The sequence below is a fragment of the Azospirillum sp. B4 genome, from assembly GCF_000333275.1.
Taxonomy (GTDB): Bacteria; Pseudomonadota; Alphaproteobacteria; order Azospirillales; family Azospirillaceae; genus Nitrospirillum.
The window spans coordinates 1-24,231 of sequence record NZ_BACU01000353.1; the positions used below are offsets into that span (position 1 = coordinate 1).

15 protein-coding genes are annotated in these 24,231 nt (G+C 67.1%); 7 read left to right on the plus strand and 8 right to left on the minus strand.

The genetic code is table 11. The annotated features are described in order from the left end of the window. Nucleotides 1-978 (minus strand): amidohydrolase family protein (locus tag I55_RS15650; RefSeq protein WP_252181169.1); only part of this gene is annotated, 978 nt, incomplete at its 3' end. A 189-nt stretch (nt 979-1,167) separates the two neighbouring features. Here I55_RS15650 and I55_RS15655 point away from each other — a divergent pair. Next, nucleotides 1,168-1,710 carry a GNAT family N-acetyltransferase gene (locus I55_RS15655; protein ID WP_199902611.1) on the plus strand — a complete coding sequence of 181 codons (543 nt, stop codon included), beginning with the start codon at nt 1,168-1,170 and terminating at the stop codon, nt 1,708-1,710. A 166-nt stretch (nt 1,711-1,876) separates the two neighbouring features. On the opposite strand, the gene I55_RS15660 is transcribed toward I55_RS15655, so the two are convergent. The 3 genes from I55_RS15660 to I55_RS15670 all read right to left on the minus strand — a co-directional run bounded on the left by I55_RS15660 (nt 1,877) and on the right by I55_RS15670 (nt 5,856). Further along, nucleotides 1,877-2,380, minus strand: coding sequence for a DUF1579 domain-containing protein (locus I55_RS15660; protein ID WP_044561527.1), 504 nt, complete (start codon nt 2,378-2,380; stop codon nt 1,877-1,879). 97 nt (nt 2,381-2,477) lie between these two features. Further along, on the minus strand, nt 2,478-4,202 hold the full coding sequence (locus tag I55_RS15665) for a WD40 repeat domain-containing protein (protein WP_159107211.1): 1,725 nt from the start codon (nt 4,200-4,202) through the stop codon (nt 2,478-2,480). A 196-nt stretch (nt 4,203-4,398) separates the two neighbouring features. After that, nucleotides 4,399-5,856: a short-chain fatty acyl-CoA regulator family protein gene (locus tag I55_RS15670; RefSeq protein ID WP_044561517.1), complete on the minus strand. Its 1,458-nt coding sequence runs from the start codon at nt 5,854-5,856 to the stop codon at nt 4,399-4,401. 343 nt (nt 5,857-6,199) lie between these two features. On the opposite strand from I55_RS15670, the gene aceA reads away from it, so the two are divergent. The 3 genes from aceA (at nt 6,200) to I55_RS39070 (ending at nt 10,752) form a co-directional block, all read left to right on the plus strand. Next, nucleotides 6,200-7,489 carry an isocitrate lyase gene (aceA, locus tag I55_RS15675; protein WP_044561518.1) on the plus strand — a complete coding sequence of 430 codons (1,290 nt, stop codon included), beginning with the start codon at nt 6,200-6,202 and terminating at the stop codon, nt 7,487-7,489. A 331-nt stretch (nt 7,490-7,820) separates the two neighbouring features. Beyond that, complete coding sequence (gene aceB / locus I55_RS15680) at nt 7,821-9,467, plus strand: malate synthase A (RefSeq protein WP_044561519.1); 1,647 nt, start codon at nt 7,821-7,823, stop codon at nt 9,465-9,467. A gap of 364 nt (nt 9,468-9,831) precedes the next feature. After that, nucleotides 9,832-10,752, plus strand: a complete 921-nt coding sequence (locus I55_RS39070) for a hypothetical protein (protein WP_049974178.1) — start codon at nt 9,832-9,834, stop codon at nt 10,750-10,752. Between the two features lie 15 nt (nt 10,753-10,767). Here I55_RS39070 and I55_RS15690 read toward each other — a convergent pair whose 3' ends face one another. From I55_RS15690 to I55_RS15700, 3 genes are all read right to left on the minus strand, one after another. Beyond that, nucleotides 10,768-11,292 carry a sel1 repeat family protein gene (locus I55_RS15690; RefSeq protein ID WP_044561520.1) on the minus strand — a complete coding sequence of 175 codons (525 nt, stop codon included), beginning with the start codon at nt 11,290-11,292 and terminating at the stop codon, nt 10,768-10,770. Nucleotides 11,293-11,530: 238 nt separating this feature from the next. Then, nucleotides 11,531-11,788 (minus strand): hypothetical protein, encoded by a 258-nt coding sequence (locus I55_RS15695; RefSeq protein ID WP_148293768.1) that lies wholly within the window; start codon nt 11,786-11,788, stop codon nt 11,531-11,533. Between the two features lie 153 nt (nt 11,789-11,941). Next, nucleotides 11,942-12,592, minus strand: coding sequence for a LysE family translocator (locus I55_RS15700; protein WP_044561522.1), 651 nt, complete (start codon nt 12,590-12,592; stop codon nt 11,942-11,944). Nucleotides 12,593-12,840: 248 nt separating this feature from the next. On the opposite strand from I55_RS15700, the gene mbfA reads away from it, so the two are divergent. Further along, on the plus strand, nt 12,841-13,797 hold the full coding sequence (gene mbfA, locus I55_RS15705; RefSeq protein ID WP_044561523.1) for an iron exporter MbfA: 957 nt from the start codon (nt 12,841-12,843) through the stop codon (nt 13,795-13,797). Nucleotides 13,798-14,127: 330 nt separating this feature from the next. On the opposite strand, the gene I55_RS15710 is transcribed toward mbfA, so the two are convergent. Further along, on the minus strand, nt 14,128-17,670 hold the full coding sequence (locus tag I55_RS15710) for a PAS domain S-box protein (RefSeq protein ID WP_044561524.1): 3,543 nt from the start codon (nt 17,668-17,670) through the stop codon (nt 14,128-14,130). Nucleotides 17,671-18,310: 640 nt separating this feature from the next. Here I55_RS15710 and I55_RS15715 point away from each other — a divergent pair. Next, a complete protein-coding gene (locus I55_RS15715) occupies nt 18,311-20,758 on the plus strand; it encodes a TonB-dependent receptor (RefSeq protein ID WP_049974179.1) in 2,448 nt (815 codons plus the stop codon). 527 nt (nt 20,759-21,285) lie between these two features. Then, nucleotides 21,286-24,231 (plus strand): TonB-dependent receptor domain-containing protein (locus I55_RS15720; RefSeq protein WP_252181170.1); only part of this gene is annotated, 2,946 nt, incomplete at its 3' end.

The following is a 24,231-nucleotide window of genomic DNA, read 5'->3' on the forward strand; positions in this document are numbered from 1 at the left end:
CGGGGGCAGCAGCTCGGGATGTTCCTGCGCCGCCTTCATGAAGACGTCGTAGACGGTCAGCGTCGCACCCAGATAGGTGCCGTGGGCCTTCATGGCTTTCACCGCCTCGCATTCGCGAAAGGAGCCGTGCTCGATGGAATCCACCCCGGCATTCACGGTGTTGATGATGGCCTGCGACGGGTAGGTGTGGGCCGCGACCTTCAGGCCCAGGCTGTGCGCCGTATCGATGGCGGCCTTGATCTCCTCATTCGTCATCAGTTGGGCGCGGGGGTCGTCGCCCGTGCTGGCGATGCCGCCGGATGGCATGATCTTGATGACGGTGGCGCCACGCTTGTGATGTTCGCGCACCCTCAGGCGGGCCATGTCCGGCGTGTCGACGATGCCGTTCTGCCAGTCGGGATGGTGCAGCCGCGAATCGAAGCCGTTGGACGGGTCGCCATGGCCACCGGTGGGGCCCAGCGGTTCCAGCGACACCCACAGCCGGGGACCGGGCACCTTGCCGGCATCGATGGCGTTGCGCAGCGACACCGTCTCGTCCCCGCCGCCCACGTCGCGGGCGCTGGTGAAGCCCTGCAGCAGCAGGGCGCGGGCGAAGATGGCGCCATCCAGCACCGCGTCCACGGCGGTGTGGGTCATCATGTCTTCCACCGCGTTGGCCTGGCTGGGCAGCTTGGCGGAGATGTGGACATGGCAGTCGATCAGGCCGGGCAGCACCGTCTGGTCCTTCAGGTCGATGACCGGAACGCCGGGATGGGCGACATAGCCCGCCTCCACCGCCGTGACCTTGCCCGCCTGCACCACGATGGTGACCTGGCGGCGCGGCGTGAAGGTGACGCCATCGATCAGCGCGCCGGCATAGATCACCGCGTCACGCGCCGGCGTTTCGGCCGCTGCGGCCCCCATCGCACCGCCGGCCAACCCCGTCGACAGCAACGCCGCCGCCACCAGGCGGCGCATGCCCCCCATCCGTTCCGTCATCACGTACCCTCTCCGCCCCTCTGGCTCAGCCCATCCGGTCTTACGGTCATCTTGTTGATGGCCGGCCCATCCTGCCGGGGCCGGCAGGATGACGGTATCCGTCCCGGCCCCGGCACGGCAACGGCCATTGCCAAAGCGGCGGCATTCATGTGTCCTAGCCGTTGCCACCAAAGCCTGAGCCGAGCGCCAATGCCGCCACCGCATCCGTCCCCGGTTCCGCCGGGAATCCATATCCGTGACGCCACCCTGGCCGACGTGCCGCGAATCGTGGCCATCCTGAACGCCGCCATCGCGCACACCACCGCGATCTGGAGCCTGGAGCAGACGACGGTGGCCGAACGGGCGGCCTGGCTGGCGGACAGGCAGGCCAAGGGCCAGCCGGTGCTGGTGGCCACGCCCGGCCCCGACGCCCCGCCAGCCGACGCGCTGGGCTTCGCCACCTACGGCGAATTCCGTGCCCGCAGCGGCTATCGGCACACGGTGGAGAATTCGCTGTACGTGGATGAGACGGCGCGGGGACGGGGCGTGGGCACCGCCCTGCTGTCGGCCCTGCTGGCCCGGGCGGAGGCCGCCCGCCTGCACGTCATGGTCGCCGGGATCGAGGCCAGCAACCTGACCAGCATCCGCCTGCACCAGCGCTTCGGCTTCCAGGAGACTGGCCGCCTGCCGCAGGTGGGGCGCAAGTTCGACCGATGGCTGGACCTGGTGTTCCTTCAGAAGATATTGAACTGATCAGACGCCGGCCCCATCCACCGCCACCGGGATCACGTGATCGCCGCCATGGAAATCCGCGCGCCGGAAAGCCCCAGCGCAGACCGCCGCCGACCACGGCCCGGGCGCCGGCAAGAGACACCGCTTGCCCGACCGCCATCTTTCGAATCCGATATAAATTGGGAGATCAGGGCTGGCGCGTCAGCACCAGCTTGAACATGGTGGACCAGCCGTCCTTGGTCTGGGCCTCGCTCCACGCCTCGTAGGCGTCCGCGCCGACGGGCGTCCAGCGTACGCGGTAGGTCATGGTCTGGCCGTCCGCCACGTACTGGGTGGCGGGGAACACCAAGGCGTCGCCGTCGGGGGTCACCGTGCCGCGGCTGACCCCGCCCTGGTTCTCGATGTAGAGGTAGTCCACCCGCTTGGCCGCCGGATCCCAGAAGTAGGTGGTTTCCCCCACGTAATCCGGCTGGCCGGGGCTGCGCACCGTGTGGACGTCGCGCAGGGCCTTGCCCTCATACAGCCACTGGAAGCAGTGGGTGTCGGTGCGCGGACTGCCGGGGAAGGCGCCCGTCCAGCAGTGGCCGGCCAGGAAGGCCATGGGCTTCAGCCCGGAGGGCGTATCGGCGAAGGTGGCCGCCGACACCCCGGCCACGGCACCGATCGCCATACCCCAAACCAACCTGCGCATGTCCGACATCCCACCCCCACAACCGGGCGCACCCTGACGCGCGCGGCGATGGGCGGCAACTGTCCAACGGTATGGGGTGGGGGAGGAATAGCTGCCCTCAGCCCGGAGGCGGCTGTAGCGGGGCCTCGACCACATCGGGCAGGTCGGTCACAACACCGGCGCCATAAGCCACCACTTTTCCCGGCAGAAAGGAGACGGTATGGGCTTCCATGCGCAGTCCTTTTTCCGCGGCCACGGCTGCTCCAGTCGCCGCGTCCCAGACATCCATGCGATCGTCGGGCCGCCCTGCCAGAATGCGACCGCCATTGGCGGAAAAGGCGACACAGGTGATGATCCCGTCCGGGCCGCGCAGGCGCTGCACTTCACGCCCTGTGGCCAGATCCCATAACCGCACCGTCCCATCCTGACCACCGGTCAGCGCCTGGTGTCCATCAGGCGATAGAGCCACGCTGTAGATGGCCCCCTTATGCCCCATCAGGCGCATCAATTCCGCACCCGTCGTCAGGTCCCAAAGCCGCACCGTCCCATCAGTCCCGCCCGTCAGGATACGGCCGCCGTCCGGCGCGAAAGCTAAGGCCGGCACGCTTCCGCTATGCCCGACAAAGCGGCGCAAGGCCACCTCTTCACGCCCCCACAGCGTCACTGTCCCGTCGGCACCGCCGACCAGCAAGGACCGGCCCCTGGGCGACATGGCCAGGCTGACCACACCGCCCGGGCTGGCCATCTGGCGTCGCACCGCCGAACCACCGTCCATCCAGTCCCACATGCGGAAGGTTCCATCAGCATAGCCAGCCACCACGCCGCGCTCCACCGGATCCAAGGCGACGCTGGCCAGTCCGTCCTTCCCATCCTCCAACCGCTCCCCCGCCTCTGGACTTAAGCGGAAGGTATGATCCCAGCGCCCCTTGGCCAGGGGGCGGCCATCCGGAGAAAACGCCACGGTCCAAATACTGCCACTGCTTTGGCCGACGAATGTTTTAGATATGTTCCGCCTGGCGGTATCCCACACCAGCGCCCGGCCGCTATCGCTACCTGCGGCGACGAAGCGCCCGTCCTGGGAATACGCCACACTGGTCAACGATTCCTGGATGTAGCTATATTCCTTATGAATCCCGCCCGCCGCGACTGCTTGCTGCCGCAACGCCCCGGCCCGCAAAGACATCAGCAGAAATTGCCCATCAGGGGAAAACGCCACACCCGGCTGGCCGGCTGCGTCCCTTTTCATCTGACGCACCTCATGCCCAGTGGCGATATCCCAAAGCCGATCGGTTCCGTCATCGGCCCCTGTCAGCGCCAACCGCCCATCCGGCGACAAGGCCACCGCCGCCACCGCCGCCGCATGACCGACGAACTGCCGCATCAGCCGGCCATTCGCGACATTCCATAACCGCGCCCTTCCGTCGACGCCGCCGGTCAGCATGGTTTGACCATCGGCGGCGAACGCGACGGCCAGCGTACCCCCCGCATGGCCAGCGAAGACCAGGTCCTGCCGACCGGTCTCCACATCCCAAAGACGCACCGTGCCATCCTGCCCGCCGGTCAGGACGCGGGTGCCATCGGGGGATAGGGCGGCGTCACGCACCGCACCCTCATGGCCGATATATGACATAATCTGACGTCCGGAGGCCATGTCCCACAGCCGAGCCGTGCCATCGGCGCTCGCCGTCAAGACACGGGATCCATCCGCACTGAAGGCCACGCTGTGCACCGTGGCGGTATGGCCGACGAAGCGGCGCACCTCCTCTCCGTTGGAAATCCGCCACACGTGGGCCACGGGATCACCGGCGGTCAGCAGCAACTGGCCATCAGGTGACAGCCGCACCGCCTCCATCCTGGCACGCCGGGCCAGAAAAACGGGGTAGGTCGGCCCAGCCATCGTCTGGGGCGGTCCACCGGGCGCTGTGCTCGGCACCGGGGTCGAGCAACCCATCAGGCACAGCGCGAGCACCGCGAACTGAGCCATCCGTCTGAAACCCCTCATCATCCCCCCCTTCCCCCAAAGACTCAACCATCGCCCCTCAGCCGGTGGGTGGGCCGATGTAGCTGGACAGGCCGCGGATGTTCTCATCCACCACCAGGCGGTGGTTCAACGGCGGGAAAGCACGCTGGGTGCAGTCCAGGCGCGGGCACAGGCGGCAGTTGGTGCCCACCGGCGTCGCCCTTCCCCCCGCTTCCGCCACCCCCGCCAGGTCCATGCCGTCGGCGTAGATCAGCTGGTGCGCCTGCGTCGCCTCGCACCCCAGGCTGAGGGCGAACTGGCGCGGTACGCTTTTCCAGCCGCCCGCCCGGCTGAGGGTGCGGGCGATGGCGAAATAGTTGGTGCCATCCGGCATGCGCATCAGCTGGGTCAGGATCTGGCCCGGGTTGCGGAAAGCCTGGTGCACGGTCCAGCGGGGGCAACCGCCGCCGAAGCGCGCCATGTGGAAACCGGGCACGGCGCTGAACCGCTTGGAGATGTTGCCGGCCGGATCCACCCGCACCAGGAAGAAGGGGATGCCCTTGGCCCCCGGCCGCTGCAAGGTCGTCAGGCGGTGGCACACCTGCTCGAAGCTGGCGACGAAGCGGTGCATCAGCACCTCGATGTCGTACCGCGCCGACTTCGCCGCCTCCAGGAAGCGGCCGTAAGGCATCATGACGGCCGCCGCGAAATAGCCCGCCAGGACGATGCGGGCCAGCTGGCGCGAATCGTCGCTGGCCATGCCGCCTTTCGCCACCGTGGCGGTCAGCAGGTCGCGGTGGCGCATCAGGGCCACCTGCACCGCCAGCTGGAAGGTGCGGCCCGCCGGCGGCAGCATTTCGGAGATCAGCACCCGCTTGGAATGGCGGTCGTAGCGGCGCACCGTCTCCCCCATCACTTCCACCGGCATCAGCTTGACCGTCAGGCCGTGGGCCTTCTGCATGAAGCGGGCTAGGGAGCCATAGAGGTCCGCCGAGTCCAGGTCGGCGTCGAACCACAGCGTTTCCGCCGCCAGCTCCAGCTCCGGGAAATGGTTGTTCTGGTCCTGGAAGAACTCCCCCACCTCGTCCTGGGCGAACTGCTGGCCCGCCGCCTGGGGATGCTGGCGGTCGCGGTCATCCACCTTTTCCGCCAGCGCCTGCACATCCTCCCGCGCCTCCCGGTAGGCGCGATAGAGGGTGACGACCGCCTGGCCCAGGCCGGGCGCCACGGCCGCCAGTTCCTTCATGTCCTGGTTCTTGATGTCGTTGTGGTCGAACAGCGGGTCGGCGAACACCTCACGCAGGCCCGCCACCAGCCGCACCTCGTCATCCTCGGCGAAGGTGGCCAGGTCCACGTCGAAGGTCTGGCCGATCTTCAGCAGCAGGGCCACGGTCAGCGGCCGCTGGTTACCCTCGATCAGGTTCAGGTAGGAGGGGGAGATGGCCAGCATCTCCGCCATCTGCGCCTGGGTCAGGTGCAGGTCGCGACGCAGCCGGCGCACCTTGTGGCCCAGCATCGCCTTCTTTTCCGCCGCCATCGCCGGCCTCTCCCCTTCCGGGGATACGGCCCCGGATCTTGGTCCACCACTTTGTTCCCATCCCTTCCGCACTGCGCCGGAAGGGGTAAGTGGATTTACAAACTTTACAAGTTTTCACTTACCTGCATTACAAGAGATTACATCATTACCACTTTTCAATCAAAGACTTATTGATCCAATTTACCAAATCGCCAAGTCTAACGCAGTGCAGTGAACGCGACGGACGCAGTGCGGAACACGGCGGACGGAACGGTCACCAGACCATCACCCAGGGCGACCGGAACCGAAAAGGTCCACCCACCAAGGCGCCCTAAAGTGTTTGTAGAGAAAGGATTAGGCGAACATGGCTCCGCTGGATAACGGCATCACCCCCTCCGACCTGAAGGCGTTGCATGCCCGCCGCTTCGACGGCGTGAAGCGCGACTACACCGAGGAAGACGTGAAGCGTCTGTCCGGCACGGTGAAGATCGAATACACCCTGGCGGAGCTGGGCGCCCGCCGGCTGTGGGAGCTGCTGCACACCCGCCCCTACGTCCACAGCCTGGGCGCCTTCACCGGCAACCAGGCCGTGCAGATGGCCAAGGCCGGCCTGGAGGCGATCTACCTGTCCGGCTGGCAGGTCGCGGCCGACGCCAACCTGGCGGGCCAGATGTACCCGGACCAGAGCCTGTATCCGGCCAATTCCGTGCCGTCCGTCGTGAAGCGCATCAACAACGCCCTGCTGCGCGCCGACCAGATCCATCATTCCGAGGGCAAGGACAGCATCAACTGGATGGTGCCCATCGTTGCTGACGCCGAGGCCGGCTTCGGCGGCCCGCTGAACGCCCATGAACTGATGAAGTCCATGATCGAGGCCGGTGCCGCCGCCGTCCACTTCGAGGACCAGCTGGCGTCGGAAAAGAAATGCGGTCATCTGGGCGGCAAGGTGCTGATCCCCATCCAACAGTTCATCCGCATCCTGAACGCCGCCCGCCTGGGCGCCGACGTCAGCGGCACCAGCACCCTGGTGGTGGCCCGCACCGACGCCGAAAGCGCGCAGCTGATCACGTCCGACGTGGATGAGCGCGACCATCCCTTCATCGACCGCAACGACCGCACGCCGGAAGGCTTCTTCCGCATCCGCAAAGGCATGGGTGTCGACTACTGCATCGCCCGCGGCCTGGCCTATGCGCCCTATGCCGACCTGTTGTGGTGGGAAACGTCCAAGCCCAACCTGGACGACGCCCGCCGCTTCGCCGAGGCCGTGCACAAGCAGTTCCCCGGCAAGCTGCTGGCCTACAATTGCTCGCCCAGCTTCAACTGGCGCGCCAACCTGGACGAGGCGACCATCGCCCGCTTCCAGCAGGAACTGGGCGCCATGGGCTACAAGTTCCAGTTCATCACCCTGGCGGGCTTCCACTCGCTGAACTACGCCACCTTCGAGCTGGCGCGCGGTTACAAGGAGCGCGGCATGGCCGCCTTCTCCGAGCTGCAGCAGAAGGAGTTCGCCGCCGTCGAGCAGGGCTTCACCGCGGTGAAGCACCAGCGCGAGGTGGGCACCGGCTACTTCGACGCCGTGTCCCTGGCGATTTCCGGCGGCACCAGCAGCACCACCGCCATGAAGGACTCGACCGAGACCGACCAGTTCCACTGATCGGCTCCGTCACCCGGAACGGGTGATCCGCAATAGGGTGTTCCCAGGGAAGGCCGACGCACCGTTCGCCTGGAACCCCCTTTCGGGCGGCGGCAGGAGTAAACGACGCTGGAGCGTCCCGCCGCCGCCCGGTTTCCCTTCCGGTTCCATTCAAAATTTCCAACGCGTCATCGAGATCGGCCGGGGTGGCTTTTGCCATCCCGTCCCGGGAAGGGTGCGGCGGCGGGGGTAAANGACGNTGGAGNGTNNNGNCACNGACCCTTTCCCCCCCCACACACCGCCTCCAGGGTCCCTCCTGCCACGGACCGCCTGATCTCAAGGGAGAGGTATCATGCCTGACGCACTGCTCGCCCCCCCGGCCCCCCGCCTGTCCCCGGACGCCCCGGCAGGCCGCATCGAGATCCGCGCCGCGTCCAAGCCCGGCTATGACGCCCTCCTGACCCCCGCCGCCCTCGCCTTCGTGGCCGACCTGGAACGCCGCTTCGGCTGGCGCCGCCGCTATCTGCTGGAGAAGCGGGTGGAGCGCCAGGCCCGCCTGGACGCGGGTGAGAAGCCGGCCTTCAATCCCGCCTGCGGCTATGCCCGGCACGAGGAATGGACGGTCGAGCCACAGCCGGCCGACCTGCGGGACCGCCGGGTGGAAATCACCGGGCCGGTGGAGCGCAAGATGATCATCAACGCGCTGAATTCCGGCGCTCAGGTGTTCATGGCCGATTTCGAGGACAGCAACGCCCCGACCTGGTCCAACCTGATGGACGGTCAAGTCAACCTGCGCGACGCCATCCGCCGCACCATTTCCTACACCGACCCGGTAACGGCCAAGCACTACGCCCTGAACGACAAGGTCGCCGTGCTGATGGTCCGTCCGCGCGGCTGGCACCTGGAGGAAAAGCATGTGCTGATCGACGGCCGGCCGGTGTCCGCCGCCCTGTTCGATTTCGGCCTCTACTTCTTCCACAATGCCGAGGAACTGCTGGCCCGCGGCAGCGGCCCTTACTTCTACCTGCCCAAGATCGAGGGCCGGGCCGAGGCGCGGCTGTGGAACGACGTCTTCCTCCATGCGCAGGACTGCCTTGGCATGGCGCCGGGCACCATCAAGGCCACGGTTCTGATCGAAAGCATCCTGGCGGCCTTCGAGATGGACGAGATCCTGTATGAGTTGCGCTGCCATTCCGCCGGCCTGAACTGCGGCCGCTGGGACTACATTTTCAGCTTCATCAAGAAGTTCCGCAACGACCCCAACGCCATGTTGCCCGACCGGGCGGCGGTGACGATGGACAAGGCCTTCCTGAACGCCTACTCCCGCTTGGCGGTGAAGACCTGTCATCGCCGGGGGGCGCCCGCCATCGGCGGCATGGCGGCCTACATCCCGGTGAAGGACGACCCCATCGCCAACGACCGCGCCTTCGCCCAGGTGCGTGCGGACAAGGAGCGGGAGGCCCGCAACGGCCACGACGGCACCTGGGTGGCCCACCCGGCGCTGGTGCCGGTCGCGCGTGCGGTGTTCGACGACCTGATGCGCACCCCCAACCAGATCCATGCCACCTGCCACGACGTGCGGGTGACGGCGGAGGATCTGCTGGCCATCCCCAGCGGCCCGCGCACCGAGGTCGGTCTGCGGCAGAACGTGGCGGTGGGCATCGGCTATATCGAGGCCTGGCTGCGCGGCCAGGGCTGCGTGCCCCTGTTCAACCTGATGGAGGACGCGGCTACGGCGGAAATCAGCCGCGCCCAGGTATGGCAGTGGCTGCGCCACGGCGCCCGGCTGGACGACGGCCGCGTCGTCGACCACACCCTGGTGGAGCGCATAATTGAGGAGGAACTGGCCGCCTGGATCGGCCGGGTGGGCGAGGTGGCGCTGGCCCACAGCCGGCATGAGGAGGCCGCCCGCCTGTTCTCCGAGCTGGTGTTCCAGCACCGTTTCGCCGAATTCCTGACCTTGCCGGCCTACGACCGCTTGATGGAAGCCGGCGCCTAAGTTTTCTCCGGGAGGGAGGAAGCGCCCTGAATGGGGCGGAATGGAAGACCGGCAGGCCTCAGCGCATGCCGGTCTTCCCCTTTTTCCGGAAGTCCATCACCCCCTCGCGGGCCTGCGACAAAGACGACAGTACCGGCCCCGTCCATACCCCCCGCCAGGGGCGGCTGATATCATCGCCGCCTGTTGGCAACGGGTATGGTTCGTGAACGTGCGTGCGGAACGGCAAAGGAGGGGAGCGAGGACCGCGCGGCGTACGGCCGCCCGGGGGCTGTGCCTTTTAGGCGCCGCCCTGCTGACCGCCGTCGGCGCGCGATGCCAGACACCGTCAGGAACCACGGCGTCAGGAACCACGGCGGACGCCGCCTTGATCCAAGCGGCCCTCAACCAGGCGTTCATCAACGGGAACCCCCATCGCAGCCTTTCCCGGCGCAAGACGGCCGTGGCGGCGGTGGCCAATGGTGACGCCGCCTGCCGCGACCTGGGCGATTTCTATTGGGAAATCGGGGACGGTACGGGTGTCCTGGCCAGTGGCCGCCGGGGAGAGCGCTATAGCGCCAACCGCTCGCTTCAGGTGGCGTCGGCCAGCAAGTTCGTGTTCGCGGCGTATGTGGTGGAGCGCACCGGTGGTCAGCTTACGCCGGAGCAGCTGGACGCGCTGCGCATGCGGTCGGGCTATGACAATTTCAACCCGCTGGCCTGCTTCGGCGCCCACACCGTGGCCGCCTGCCTGGACCGGCGCGACAACGGCGTGCTGAACGCCGATCACCGGGGCCGGTTCAGCTACAACGGTGGCCATGACCAGCACCTGGCGACCGCCCTGGGCCTGGGCGACCTGGACCGCTACGGCCTGGCGGCGGAGGTGCGGCGCGTCCTGGGGCCGGAACTGCACCTGGATTATGCCGCCCCCCGGGTGGCCGGCGGCCTGAAGGCCAGCCCGGGCGCCTACGGCGCCTTCCTGCGCAAGGTTGTGGCGGGCCGCCTGCGCATCCACGACCTGCTGGGCAGCGATCCCGTTTGCACCCAGGGGCCGGACTGCCCCGCCATCCAGACGCCCGCCCTGCCCCAGGCCTGGCATTACAGCCTGAACCACTGGGTGGAGGACGACCCCGGCGGCGATGGCGCCTTCAGCAGCCCGGGCATGATGGGCTTCTATCCCTGGATCACCGCCGACCGCCGCACCTATGGCCTGATCGCGCGGGAGGTCATGGCGCCCAAGGCCTACCTGGCCAGCATGGCCTGTGGCCAAGCCCTGCGCCGTGCCTGGGGAACGGCGCCTGACTCCTGATCCAGTGACCCCTGATCACGACTTGGCGCCGGGCGCCTTACGAGCGGGATCCAGCCAATCGGTGACGTCGAAATACACGTGGACCCGGCGCTGGTGGCTGTTCTCCAGCGTCAGTTGATCGTACCGCCGGCCGTTTTCCGTCAGCAGGCGTTGCTCCACCCGCTTCCAGCCGGGGTAGAGGATGCCCAGCACGGTATATTCCCGCTTCACGCCGGCGGCATCGTCCGCGACACCCTGCAGGACGATGGGGTCGCTGATCAGGTCGCCCTGGCCTTTGCTGGCCGGCAGGTTCAGCTTGGCCTCGATGCTGTTCAGGAATTCCTGGTGGCTGGAGACACACGGCGCGCAGCCCGCGCGCCGGGCAACGTTGTACCAGTACTGCGCCTCGTCCGCGCCGCCGGGGATGGCACCGGTATTGTGCAGCTGGCCGTAGATCAGGGCGGCCATGCCCAGGCCGGCCTCGGCCGCGGGCTTCACCACCTCGGCCGCCCGTTGCGGATCCTTGGCCGTGCCCCGGCCGTAGTAATAATAGACCGCCAAGGCCTCGCGGGCCTTCAGGCTGCCCCGGGCAACCGCTTGTCGAACAGGGCGAGGGCGGAGGCCATGTTCTCCGGCGTGGGGCCCTTGCCGTTCTTGCCCTCCATCTCCGCATCGGTGCTGGACCATCAGCCGCTGGGCATCGGGCGGATCCACCGGCGGGTTGATGTGGCCGTCGATGGGCAGGGTGTTGATCGCCGCCAGAGGGGTGGCCTGGCCCTGGACGCCCGGAATGATGGTGTCAGGCGCCTTGGCCGTCTGCGTCTCGTGTCACCGCTGTGCGGGCTGCCGGGGACTTGGCCTGGGGGGCCAACGTTTCGGCGGCCGACGCCTGCGGGGCGGGCCCAGGCATCGGGGCCAGGCGGGACAGCAGCCCGGGGGAGGACGGCGCCTGGACGGCAGGCGGGCTGTCGTCACCTTCAAAGAAGGCGCAGCCGGACAGCAGGGTCACCACCAGGCCGGCGGCGAGAACGGGGACGGACGGGAAACGCGGACGCATGACACCCCAGGACATGAGGCCCCATGGCATGGGGCCGGGGAAAGGATCGCCGATCCCGCACACTGTACGGCGGATCGCGCGGCGCCGAAATCAGCTTGATCAGCGCACCGGCCTGAACGACGCCGTCCCTTATACGGACCGGCGTCGTCGCGGTCAGCGCATCAAGGCGAGGATGCCGCCGGCACCGATCAGCAGCCCACCCGTCAGGCGATTCAACTGGCGCGCGGCCTTGGGTGTCTGCAGCCGGCTGGCCAGGGTCTGGCCACCGATGGCGTAGGTCAGGATCCAGCCGAATTCGATCACCACCATCAGCACGGTCAGCAGCACCAGCTGCGCCGTCAACGGCAGGGCCGCGTCGATGAACTGGGGGAAAAAGGCGGCCATGAAGATCAGCGCCTTCGGGTTGGATCCGCACACCAGGAATCCCCGCAGCAGCAGCCGGTGGGCGCGGGTGTCGGCCGGCCGCACCGCCTCGCCCCGCCGCTCCGCGTCCGTCTCGGCCCGTAGCGTCTCCTGCGGGTTGGCGCGCCAGGCCTGGACACCCAGGTACAGCAGATAGGCCACGCCCAGCACCTTCACGACCATGAAGGCGGTGGAGGAGGCCTGCAGCAGGGCGGCCATGCCGATGGCCGACAGGCCGGCCATGGCGCCCAGCGCCAGGCACATGCCCGCCCCCGCCCACGCCGCCGCGCGCACGCCGTGGCGCAGGCCGACACCCATGGCGAACAACATGTTGGGGCCCGGCGTGGCCGATAGGAAGAAGCAGGTGACGGCGAAGGCCGAAAGGGTCTGCCAGTTCAACATGCCGGCACTTCCTCAAAGACGATGTCTGGGCCGAGAGTTTAGCGTGAACGGCCCGGACTGGTCAGGGGGATCGCGCGCAGGGAGCCCATGCCGGCACGCCATGGCACCGGACCGGAGCAGCAAGCGCAACTCATTATTATTACTTGGGAATTTTGTGGCATCCGATCACACGGCGGGTTGACGGGGGCCATGACTTGTCTAGTCTTCCTGCCCAACGTTCCCTTCCCGCTTTGATCAAGGCATTCCCCATGAAGGACTTCTCCGCCCTCACCGAGCAGGAGCTGCTGGCGCTGGCCGTATCGCTGGAGGAGGAGGACGCCCGCATCTATGACGAGTTCGCCACGGGCCTGCGTGAGAACTTCCCGGAAAGCGCCAAGGTCTTCACCACCATGGCGGCGGAGGAGAATGGGCACCGCCACCGCCTGATCGAGCTGTACCGGAAGCGCTTTGGCGAGCACATCCCCCTGATCCGCCGCCAGGACGTGCGCGGCTTCGTGCAGCGCAAGCCGGTGTGGCTGATGCGGCCCCTGGCGCTGGAGACGGTGCGCCAGCAGGCGGAACTGATGGAGGCGGAGACCAAGCGCTTCTACACCCGTGCCGCCCGCCGCTCCACCGACGCGGCGGTGCGCCAGTTGCTGGGCGACCTGGCGGATGAGGAGCGCCGCCACGAGGCCCGGGCGGAGGCGCTGGAATCCCGCCTGATCACGCCCGAGGTGCGGGACCAAGAGCACGCGTCGGAGCGCCGCCTGTTCGTGCTGCAGGTGGTGCAGCCGGGCCTGGCGGGATTGATGGACGGGTCGGTTTCCACCTTGGCGCCGCTGTTCGCCGCCGCCTTCGCCACCCATGACACCTGGCAGACCTTCCTGGTGGGCGTCGCGGCCGCCGTGGGCGCCGGCATCAGCATGGGCTTCGCCGAGGCCCTGTCCGACGACGGCAGCCTGACCGGCCGGGGCAGTCCCTGGCTGCGCGGCCTGGTCTGCGGCGTCATGACCGCCGTGGGCGGCCTGGGGCACACCCTGCCTTACCTGATCCCCCATTTCTGGACGGCCACGGCGGTGGCCGGCGCCGTGGTGGCGGTGGAGTTGGGCGTCATCTCCTGGATCCGCAACCGCTACATGGACACCACCTTCCTGGCCGCCGCCTTCCAGGTCATCATCGGCGGCCTGCTGGTGTTCGCCACCGGCATCCTGATCGGCAGCGCTTAGTTTATTTGTTCCTCAGGCGCCGGCGGCCCCAGTCGGGGACTTGGCTATCCTCGTTTTGCGGTCCACTCCGTTCCCCGCAAAACTGTGGCGGCCCCGGTCGGGGCCTACGGCGTGAGGCGGCCTCACGCCGGTCCGGAGATCAGGTGGATTGGAGCGTAGCGACCAGAGCGGGATACGAGGAAGCCTAGAGCGGGATGCGATCACTTGTGATCGCATCCCGCTCTTAACCTGTTCATGATAGAGCGGATTTACACGATCAGGTGATTCCACCTGATCGCGTTCCGCTCTAACGGGCGGATGCCCGCGCCCGGCATTCGAGGGCAAAAAAAACTAAGCCGCCGCGATAGGCACGGGGTAGTGGCGGGCGAGCGCGGCCCAGGAGGCCGGGGCCACGCCGACGATGGCGGCCATCAGCACACGCGCCTCTTCGGCATCCTCGGCGATGCAGGCCTGTTCCAGGGACTGCGCCAGATGTTGCAGGCGGCGCAGTCCCAGGTTGCCCACGGTGGAGATCAGGCTGTGCGCCTCGCGCCGCGCCTCCGGCAGGTTGCCGGCGGCCACCAGGCCGGCGGTGCGGGCGATGCGCGCCTGGCCGAAGCTGACGAATTCCCGCACCATGTCCACCGTGCCCTCGCGCCCCGCCAGGTCCACCAGCTTGGCCAGCGGCTCGCCATCGAACAGGGGCTGGTCGGCCATGGGGTAGCCGTCGCTGGGGCCTGTCATGGCGCCCGGCGCCGGTTCCGCCCCGTCGGCGGTCGGGGCGGCGGCCCCACCCGTCCAGCGGGCGACCAGATCCAGGAAGCGCCCCTGGTCGAAGGGTTTGGAGACATAGTCGTCCATGCCGGCGGCCAGATATTCCTCCCGCATGCCCACCATGGCGTTGGCGGTCATGGCGATGACCGGCACACGGCGGCCGGGCGGCTCACCCGCGCGGATGCGGCGGGTGGCGTCCAGCCCGTCCAGGCCCGCCATCTGGATGTCCATCAGCACCAGGTCCACCGGGGGCTGGCCCAGGGCCGCCGTGGCACCGGCGGCCCCGTCGCTGGCCAGGACGACCTCATACCCTTCGGTGCGCAACATCATTTCCGTCAGGCGGGCGTTGATGCTGTTGTCCTCCACCACCAGCACGCGGCGGCCGGATCCGCGCCGGCCGGCCGCCGACAGGGGCTGAGCCACCGCCGGCGTGGCCACCCGCCCCGGCAGGCGGGGCAGCGTCAGCTCGATGGTGAAGGTGCTGCCGGCGCCCGGTGTGCTGTCCAGCGTGATGGTGCCGCCCATCAGGGTCACCAGCTCCCGGCAGATGGACAAGCCCAGGCCGCTGCCGCCGTAGCGTTGCCCGATGCTGTCATCGCCCTGGACGAAACGGTTGAACAGGCGGGCCCGCTGGTCCGCCGTCATGCCGATGCCGGTGTCCCGCACGGTCAGCACCACCCGCACGTCGCGCGCCGCCTCCCCTCCGCCGGCGGTGGCGGACGCGTCGAACACCTCGGCGGTCAATTGGATTTCACCCTTGTCGGTGAATTTCACCGCGTTGCCCAACAGGTTCAGCAGCAGCTGGCGCAGGCGGCGGGCGTCGCCGCGGAAGGTGGCCGCCGCCTCGGGCGCGATGCGGGTGCGCAGCGCCAGCCCCTTGGCCCGCGCCTGGCCTTCCATCAGGCGGGCGGCCTCCGTCATCACCGCCGCCAGCTGGAAATCCGTGTCGACCAGATCCACCCGGCCGGCTTCCAGCTTCGACAGGTCCAGAAGGTCGTCCACCAGCAGCAGCAGGGTCTGGGCGCTGTCGCGGATGATGACGGCCAAGTCGCGCTGCAAGGGCGCCAGCGGTTCCGCCGCCAGCAGTTGGATCGCCCCGATGATGCCGTTCAGCGGCGTGCGGATTTCATGGCTGGTGGAGGTCAGGAAGGCGGACTTGGCGGCGTTGGCATCCTCGGCCGCGCGGCGCGCCTGTTCCAGTTCCGACGCCGCCACCGCCAGGGTGTCGCGGGCGGCGCGCAGTTCCTCCTCCTGCCGCACCCGTTCGGTGACGTCGCGGGAGGCGGAGATCAGCAAGGGCGTGCCGTCATCGCCCCGCGTGAGCGAGATGATGGCCTCCAGCCAGATCCAGCGCCCATCCTTGTGCCGCAGGCGGAAGCGGGCGGCGACGCCCGACCCGTCAAGGGTGGCGTCCGTCCCGCCGCCAACCAGCGCCGGCCCCGCCCGCAAGGCCGCCGCCGACAGCGCGGCGATGGTGGCGTCGATGGCATGGTCTTCGGGGTGGCGCAATTGGCTCAGCGGCAGGTTGGTGAACTCCGCCACGCCATACCCGAGGATGCGCTCCACCGAGGGGGAGACGTAGAGGCGGGTGCCGTCCGGCCGGGTGAGCACGATGATGTCGCTGGCCCGGTCCGCCAGCAGGCGGAAACGCGCCTCGCTCTCCTCCAGCGCGTGGCGGGCCTCCACCAGGGGGGTGATATCGCGCCCCGCGCCGCGCCAGCCGCGGATGGTGCCGTCCACGTCATAGAGCGGACGGCCGGACAGCACGACATGATAGCGCCGGCCGCTGGGATGGCTGACGACATAGCGCAGCTCGCGGAACTCCTGCTTGTCGGCGCCGCCGGCAAGGGCCGCCGCCGTCTCCGGCGTGGGCGTCAGGCTGCTGGTGTGCCTTTCCCCCACCATGCGCAAGGGATCCAGGCCAATGGCGCGCACCCCCGGGGAGACGTAGGTCAGCCGCCGCTCCGCGTCCGCCTCCCAATACCAGTCGGTGGACACGTCGATCAGGTCGCGGAAGCGCACCTCGCGCTCCGCCAGGTCGGCCGCCCCCCGCTCCAGGTTGTGGGCCATGGTGTTGATGGCCCGGGCCAGCACCCCGAATTCCGCATCGCCCGCCCGTTCCGGCGCCCGCACGCCGCGCTCTCCCCGGCCGATGCGCTCCACCACCCGCGTCAGGGTGGTCAGGCGACCCATGACCGAGGTTTCCACCCCGAAAACGCCGAACAGCAGGGCGACGGCGGCAACGGCGGCCAGACCCATCATGCTGCGCCAGAAATCCTCGTCCGCCTCGCCCACAGCCTCGGCCCGGGGCAGGCTGACGACGACCCGGGCGTTGACGCCCTGCAGGGTACCGAAGCCGATGATGCGCGGCACACCGTCCAGGCCGTCCGACAGCAGCGAGCCGGTGGGCTGGGCGAACAGCTCGGCCACCAGGGCCGGGTTCAGCGTCGGCACGGCGGCTTGGCCCTCGGCCGGCTCATCCGCCATCGGCTGCGCCGGCGCGGGGAAACGCACCAGCACCTCGCCCTGGCCGTCGATGATGGCGAACAGGCCGTTGGGCATGTCCGCCGCCATCGCCGCCAGCCTGCCGGCCCAGTTAAGCCGCATGCTGGCGCGCGCCACCGCCTTGACCTGCCCGTCCGGCCCCAGGATGGGCCGCGCCATCGCCAATATGGGGGCACGGGAGGTACGGCCGATCATATAGTCGCTGAGGGTGGCACGGCCCGTGCGCAGCGCCTCCTGGAAGTACGGGCGGTCGCTGACGTTGAGCGCGCCGGCGGCGGCGGTGGACGCGCAGAGCGTGCTGCCATCCGGACGGGAAAGGAAGACGTTGGCGATCCACGGCTCCGCCGCCTTCAGGCGGGCCAGGTCGTCGGCGCAGTCACCGGTCGCGAGGTCCACCTCCTGCAAGGCCACCGTCTCGACCAGGTGGCCCAGCTGTTCGACCAGGACGCGGTGCTCCTCCTCCGCCACCTGGGTCAGGATGCGGACATGGGAACGGGCGGCGTTGACGGCCGCCTGGCGGCGGGACTGGCCTTCCACCACCATCAGCGCGGCCATGGCGCCGATGACGGCCACCAGCAGCAGCAGCAACCTGCTGCGCAGTCCCGGAAGCCGCATCACCCCTCACCATCCACGCGCCGCATGCCCCGTGCCCCCGCGTCCAAAACGAACCGTAAAACCCCTGGGTCCCACCTGGCCCATGCAGGTGGGGCGTCAGCCATATTAGGGCCGTGCGTCTGCCCCGCCAAGCGCGGCGGACCATCCGTGGGCCGGCGATTGGGGGGTAGAAGCCGGCTCCCCCGGCCGCCGTGTTTCCGATCCGTCGCCGAACACTTTTGCAAATGGTCGGTAACTTTGCGCGGGCGGTGATTCGACGCCGCCTGATTCGCTCGATTTCCTGATCAACAGGTCAAGATTTCATCATTCTGCAACACTGGCGCGGCCACAGCGGGCAAGCGCATGTGCGTCAATATTCATCTATCTGAAAATATTGAGAATTTTCCACGTTTCTGCGCGAAAAAGCTGCGCTGCACTTTGTCGCGGAGGCGTCGCGACATGTGCTTTGGCGGTCACACATCAGGGGAAATCCGCGTGTTTTGGCGACGCATCTGCAAGAAGGCCGGGCCTCTGTAATGTTGTTGTAATACGAAGGAGAGAAGAAAGCGCCCGACGCAGTCACACCTGACTGAACGAGCGGGCGCGCCAAGCGGGTGCATGGCTGACCGAACGACGACCGATCCAAATCTGGGGGCAATCGATGAACAAGGTTTATCGCGCAAAGGCGCCGACGCGCCGTTACGCCACTTTCCTCAAGCTGGGCACGGGTGCCCTGGCGCTGGCCACCGCGGCCGCCTGGACCGTTCCGGCGCTGGCGCAGTCCACCGCCTCCGAAATGGATGAGATCGTCATCACCGGCGCCCGCAAGCAGCCGTCCATCAGCGGCCTGATCCAGGCTGAGACCGCGCCGAAGTCCAAGTCGACCGTGACGCAGGAATACCTGGCCACGCAGACCGCGGGCCAGAGCGTGCTGGCCGGCCTGAACCTGCTGCCGGGCGTGAACTTCACCAACTCCGACGCCTACGGCTCCTCCGGCGGCAACATCCGCATCCGTGGCTTCGACGGCAACCGCGTCTCGCTGACCTTCGACGGCATCCCGCTGAACGACACCGGCAACTACGCCATCTATTCCAACCAGATGATTGACGAGGAGCTGATCAACCGCGCCACCGTCAACATCGGCACCACCGACGTCGACAGCCCGACCGCGTCCGCCACCGGCGGCACCATCAACGTCCAGACCCGCAAGCCGCTGGACGAGCTGGGCATGGAAGGCAAGCTGAGCTTCGGCAGCAACAACTACAAGCGCGTCTTCTCGGTGCTGGACACCGGCGACTTCGGCCCCGGCAACCGCACCTCGGCCTTCCTGGCGGCGTCCTACCAGGACTATGACAAGTTCAAGGGCCCCGGTGAGCTGAAGAAGAAGCAGTTCAACACCCGCATCTATGAAGACCTCGGGGGTGGCGACTTCATCTCCGTGGCGGCCCATTACAACGAGAACCGCAACAACTCGTACCAGACCAACAGCCGCGCGACGTTCGCCTCGAACTACTTCGCCGACTACAACAACACCTGGGTTCCGCAGACCGCGGTGGCAAACAAGGCCGACACGGTCCCCAGCACTGACAGCAACTTCTATGCCGTGCGCGTCAACCCGTCGAACACGGGCAACATCCGCGGCCAGTCGCGCTTCCACCTGGCCGACGACATCATGCTGACGGTCGACCCGTACTTCCAGTACACGCTGGCCAACGGTGGCGGCACCACGTCAATCAAGGAAACGGACCTGCGGCTGATCGGCAGCAGCAAGACCGCCAAGGGCGTGGACCTGAACGGCGACGGCGACATCCTGGACACCGTGCTGCTGTACTCCCCCAGCAACACCAACACCTTCCGCAGCGGCGTCACCTCCTCCCTGATCTGGGACATCGACGACAACAACCGCCTGCGCGTCGGCTACACCCTGGACTACGGCCGCCACCGCCAGACCGGTGACTTCAGCTACATCGGCGCCGACGGCACCCCGCTGGATGTGTTCGGCGGCAAGTATTCCGGTAAGGTCCTGGCCGCCGATGGCACGCAGCTGGAAGCCCGCAACCGTTACTCCATCGCCGAGCTGAACCAGGCGTCGCTGGAATACGTCTACAAGGCCTTCGATCAGAAGCTGACTGTGGTGCCGGCCCTGCGCCTGCCCTACTTCCATCGTGAGCTGAACCAGTACTGCTACACCTACACCGCCGCCCCGCTGGGCAGCGGCAACTCGACGGTGAGCAGCAACCAGTACTGCACCAGCGGCACCGTCCCGACGACCAACCTGTTCGGCACGCCGGGTTCCAGCACGAAGGACTTCAGCGAGCCGCTGCCCAGCCTGGGCGTCGTCTACCAGATCACGCCGGAACACCAAGTCTACTTCCAGTTCTCGGAAGGCTACTCGGCGCCGCGCACCGACAACCTGTACGGCGTGATCCGCACGACGGGCGTGGTCGACCCCGAGAAGACTTACAACTTCGAACTGGGTGAGCGCTTCCAGACCAACTGGCTGATGACCTCGGTCAGCGGCTGGTACACCCGCTACATCAACCGCATCGTGTCCGCCCTGGATCCGAACGACGCCAACAACACCATCGACCGCAGCCTCGGCCGCGTCGACCTGTACGGCGCCTCGGTCGAGGCCGGCTTCACCGTCACCGACCAGGTGAACCTCTACGCCTCGGGCAGCTACACCCACTCCGAGGTGAAGAACGACCTGGCGGGCCCGGCGGGCTACACCTACAAGACCGCCGGCAAACAGCTGGTGGACACGCCGGAATGGATGGCCGCCGGCCGCGTCGAATACAAGCCGCTGGACATCCTGTCGGCCTCCATCGAAGGCAAGTACACCGGCACCCGCGCCGCCACCGACGTGAACGACGAATGGACCACCCCGTTCTTCGTCGCCAACTTCGAGGCCCGCCTGGACCTGCCGGACATGGGTGGCTTCCACGGCAGCTACCTGCAGTTCAACGTGAACAACCTGTTCGACCGCCGCTACCTGAACACGATCTCTTCCTCGACCTCGATCGCCACGGTGGCCGGCAAGAGCAGCCTGCCGTTCTACCAGGTCGGCGCCCCGCGTACCTTCATGGGCACCATCCGCACCACGTTCTGATCATCATCCTTCACCCGGCGCCTCTCGCGGCGCCGGGCCCGGATGCGGAAAGGGCGGCCTTCGGGCCGCCCTTTTTGTTTGGCGCTTCGTCCGTGGGGCGTCACCGCCCGCTCCTTGTGCAGTGTTGGGGTCTGCCTACTGATTCGGCACTCTCATGGCGGACAGGCCCCTAGCCACCAACGGCGACCTGCGCAATGATGCTTTTTTCCGCTGTTACCGTTTGATTTTCCATTTGCAACATAACTGTTGCAGACAGCTCATTCTGCCGAGCGGTTATTTTTGTCCAATTTCAACAATTTTGGCGCAAGTTTATCGCTTAAGTGTAACCAAAAAGCTACAGACATGCACGGAATGAGCGGGCCGCCCCCTTGGATCGTTGACGCATTGCTAACGTGATCGGAAAACTTGCTCCCAAGCCAAACAGAACGCTGGGCAGAGGCGGACTGGGGTGCTGCCGCCGGAGGCCGGGAATAAGGCCCCAGGTGGCGCCGAACGGGGAACAACCAATCCGAATGGAGATGGACTACATGAAGGGATTTGAGAGCAGGATCCGTCAGTCGCTGCTGACGGGCGCCGCCCTTGGCGTGTGCGCCCTCACGATGTCGACGACGGCCTACGCCGCTGCGGCGGCCGACGACCTGCAGGAAATCGTCATCACGGGTTCGCGCATTAAGACGGACTCGTCCGCCGGCATCAGCCCGGTCACCAGCGTCGGCAGCGAGGAAATTAAGCTGCAGGGTGCCACGCGCATCGAAGACGTCATCAACAACCTGCCCCAGGCCTTCGCCGGCCAGGGCAGCATGATCTCCAACGGTTCGACCGGTACGGCCACCGTCAACCTGCGCGACCTCGGTGCCTCTCGCACCCTGGTGCTGGTCAACGGCCACCGTATGCCGGCCGGTTCGCCGTTGAACCCGGCCGCCGACCTGAACGAAATCCCCGAAGCCCTGGTGAAGCGCGTTGACATCCTGACCGGCGGCGCCTCGGCCGTGTACGGCGCCGACGCCGTCGCCGGCGTCGTCAACTTCGTGATGGACGACAATTTCGAAGGCGCCAAGGCTGACGTCAGCTACAGCTTCTATCAACACAACAACAACGCCACGAAGTTCCAGAACGCCGTCAAGGCGCGCAACTTCGGCCTGCCCGAGGATGACGTCACCGACGGCTTCACCCGCACCTACTCCGGCGTGCTGGGCGTGAACACCCAGGACGGCAAGGGCAACGTCACCGTGTATGCGGATTACCGCAAGACGATGGCCGTCACTCAGGACAAGCGTGACTACAGCGCCTGCGCCATCAGCGTCTCGGCCAAGGGCGCCCTTAGTTGCGGTGGTTCCGGCACCACGGCGCCCGCGCAGATCGTCGACAACAACATCGATCCCACCAGCCCGAACAGCGGCGATTATATCGTCAGCGGCACCGGGCTGAAGGACTACAGCTCCGCCTACGCGTTCAACTACGCGCCGTACAATTACTACCAGCGCCCTGACCAGCGTTACTCTGCGGGCTTCTTCGGCCACTACGACTTCAACCCGCACGTTCAAGTCTACACCGAATTCATGTTCCACGACGACCACACGGTCGCGCAGATCGCCCCGTCGGGCATCTTCGGTCAGGAATTCACCATCGCCTGCGACAGCCCGCTGCTGTCGTCGAGCCAGTCCTCACTGCTGTGCGGCAACGCCATTTCCGCGAAGACCGGCACGGCCGATATCAGCATCCTGCGCCGTAACGTCGAAGGCGGCGGCCGTATCGACGACCTGCGCCATACCTCCTACCGCGAACTGGTCGGCCTGAAGGGCGACCTGTGGGACGGCTGGAGCTATGACGTGTCCGCCCAGCGCAGCACCGTCATCCTGTCGGAAACCTACAAGAACGACTTCTCGCTGGCCCGCACGGCCGAGGCCCTGAACGCGACGACCGACAGCAGCGGCAAGCTGATCTGCGCCAACTCGGCCGCCCGCGACGCCGGCTGCGTGCCCTACAACGTCTTCAACACCAACGCCGGGATCGATCCCGCCTCGCTGGCCTACCTGCAGACCCCGGGCTTCAAGGAAGGCTCGACCGTCCAGGACGTGGTCAACGCCTCAATTAGCGGCGACCTGGGCCGTTATGGCCTGCAGAGCCCGCTCGCCAGCCATGGCGTCGGTATCGCCTTCGGTACCGAGTACCGTCGCGAAGAGCTGACCCTGAAGGTCGACCAGGAATTCGACAGCGGCGACTTGGCGGGCCAGGGTGGTCCGACCCACGGTGTGGCGGGTGCCTATGACGTCCGTGAAGCCTTCATGGAAGTCAAGATTCCGCTGGTCCAGGACAAGCCCTTCATTAAGGACCTGAACCTGGAAGGCGGTTACCGCTATTCCGACTACAGCACCTCTGGCAAGACCGACACCTACAAGGTGGGCGGTGAGTGGGCCCCGACCTCGGACGTCCGCTTCCGCGCCGGCTTCAACCACGCCGTCCGCGCGCCGAACGTGGTCGAGCTGTTCACGCCGTCGGGCGTGGCGCTGGGCCTGTCCGACGATCCCTGCGCCGGCGCAGCCCCGAGCGCCTCGGCCGCGCAGTGCGCCAACACTGGCGTGTCCGCCGCGCAGTACGGCCACATCGTCGCCAACTCGGCCGGTCAGTACAACGACCTGGAGGGTGGTAACCCGAACCTGAAGCCGGAGTCGTCCGACACCCTGACCGTGGGTGCGGTGGTGACCCCGACCTTCCTGCCGGACCTGACCTTGTCGGCTGACTACTTCAACATCAAGATCGACGGCCTGATCAGTGGTATCGGCGCCGATCTGATCATGACCAACTGCTTGCAGGGCGTGAACACCAGCTTCTACTGCCCGCTGATCAAGCGGTCGGCAACAGGCTCCCTGTGGCTGGGCACCAGCGGTTACGTCACCAACACCAACCAGAACACCGGTAGCGAAGAGACGTCGGGCATCGACTTCAACACGAACTACCGCCTGGATCTGGCTGATCTCGGCATCGAAAAGCTGGGCGCCCTGAACTTCAACTTCACGGGTACCTATCTGATCGATTTCGTGACGCAGGCCCTGCCGGGCTCTGATGGGTACGATTGCGCGGGTTACTACGGCGCCACCTGCTCCACCCCGCTGCCCGTTTGGCGCCATAAGGTCCGCATGACCTGGGAAACCCCTTGGGATGCGACCATGTCGGTCAACTGGCGCCACATCAGCAGCGCCCAGTGGGAACGCTCCAGCAGCAACGCCACGCTGCATGGCACCGGTATCACTGGCCTGAACACGATCGACGCCTACGATTACTTCGACTTCTCGGCTTCCTACCAGGTCAGCGATTGGCTGACCCTGAGCGGCGGCGTGAACAACGTCTTCGACAAGGATCCGCCGCTGGTCACGACCCAGGTGAACGGCAATTCGGCGTTCATCAATGGCAACACCTATTCGCAGGTGTACGACAGCATGGGCCGGTACTTCTTCTCCAGGCCTCCGCCAAGT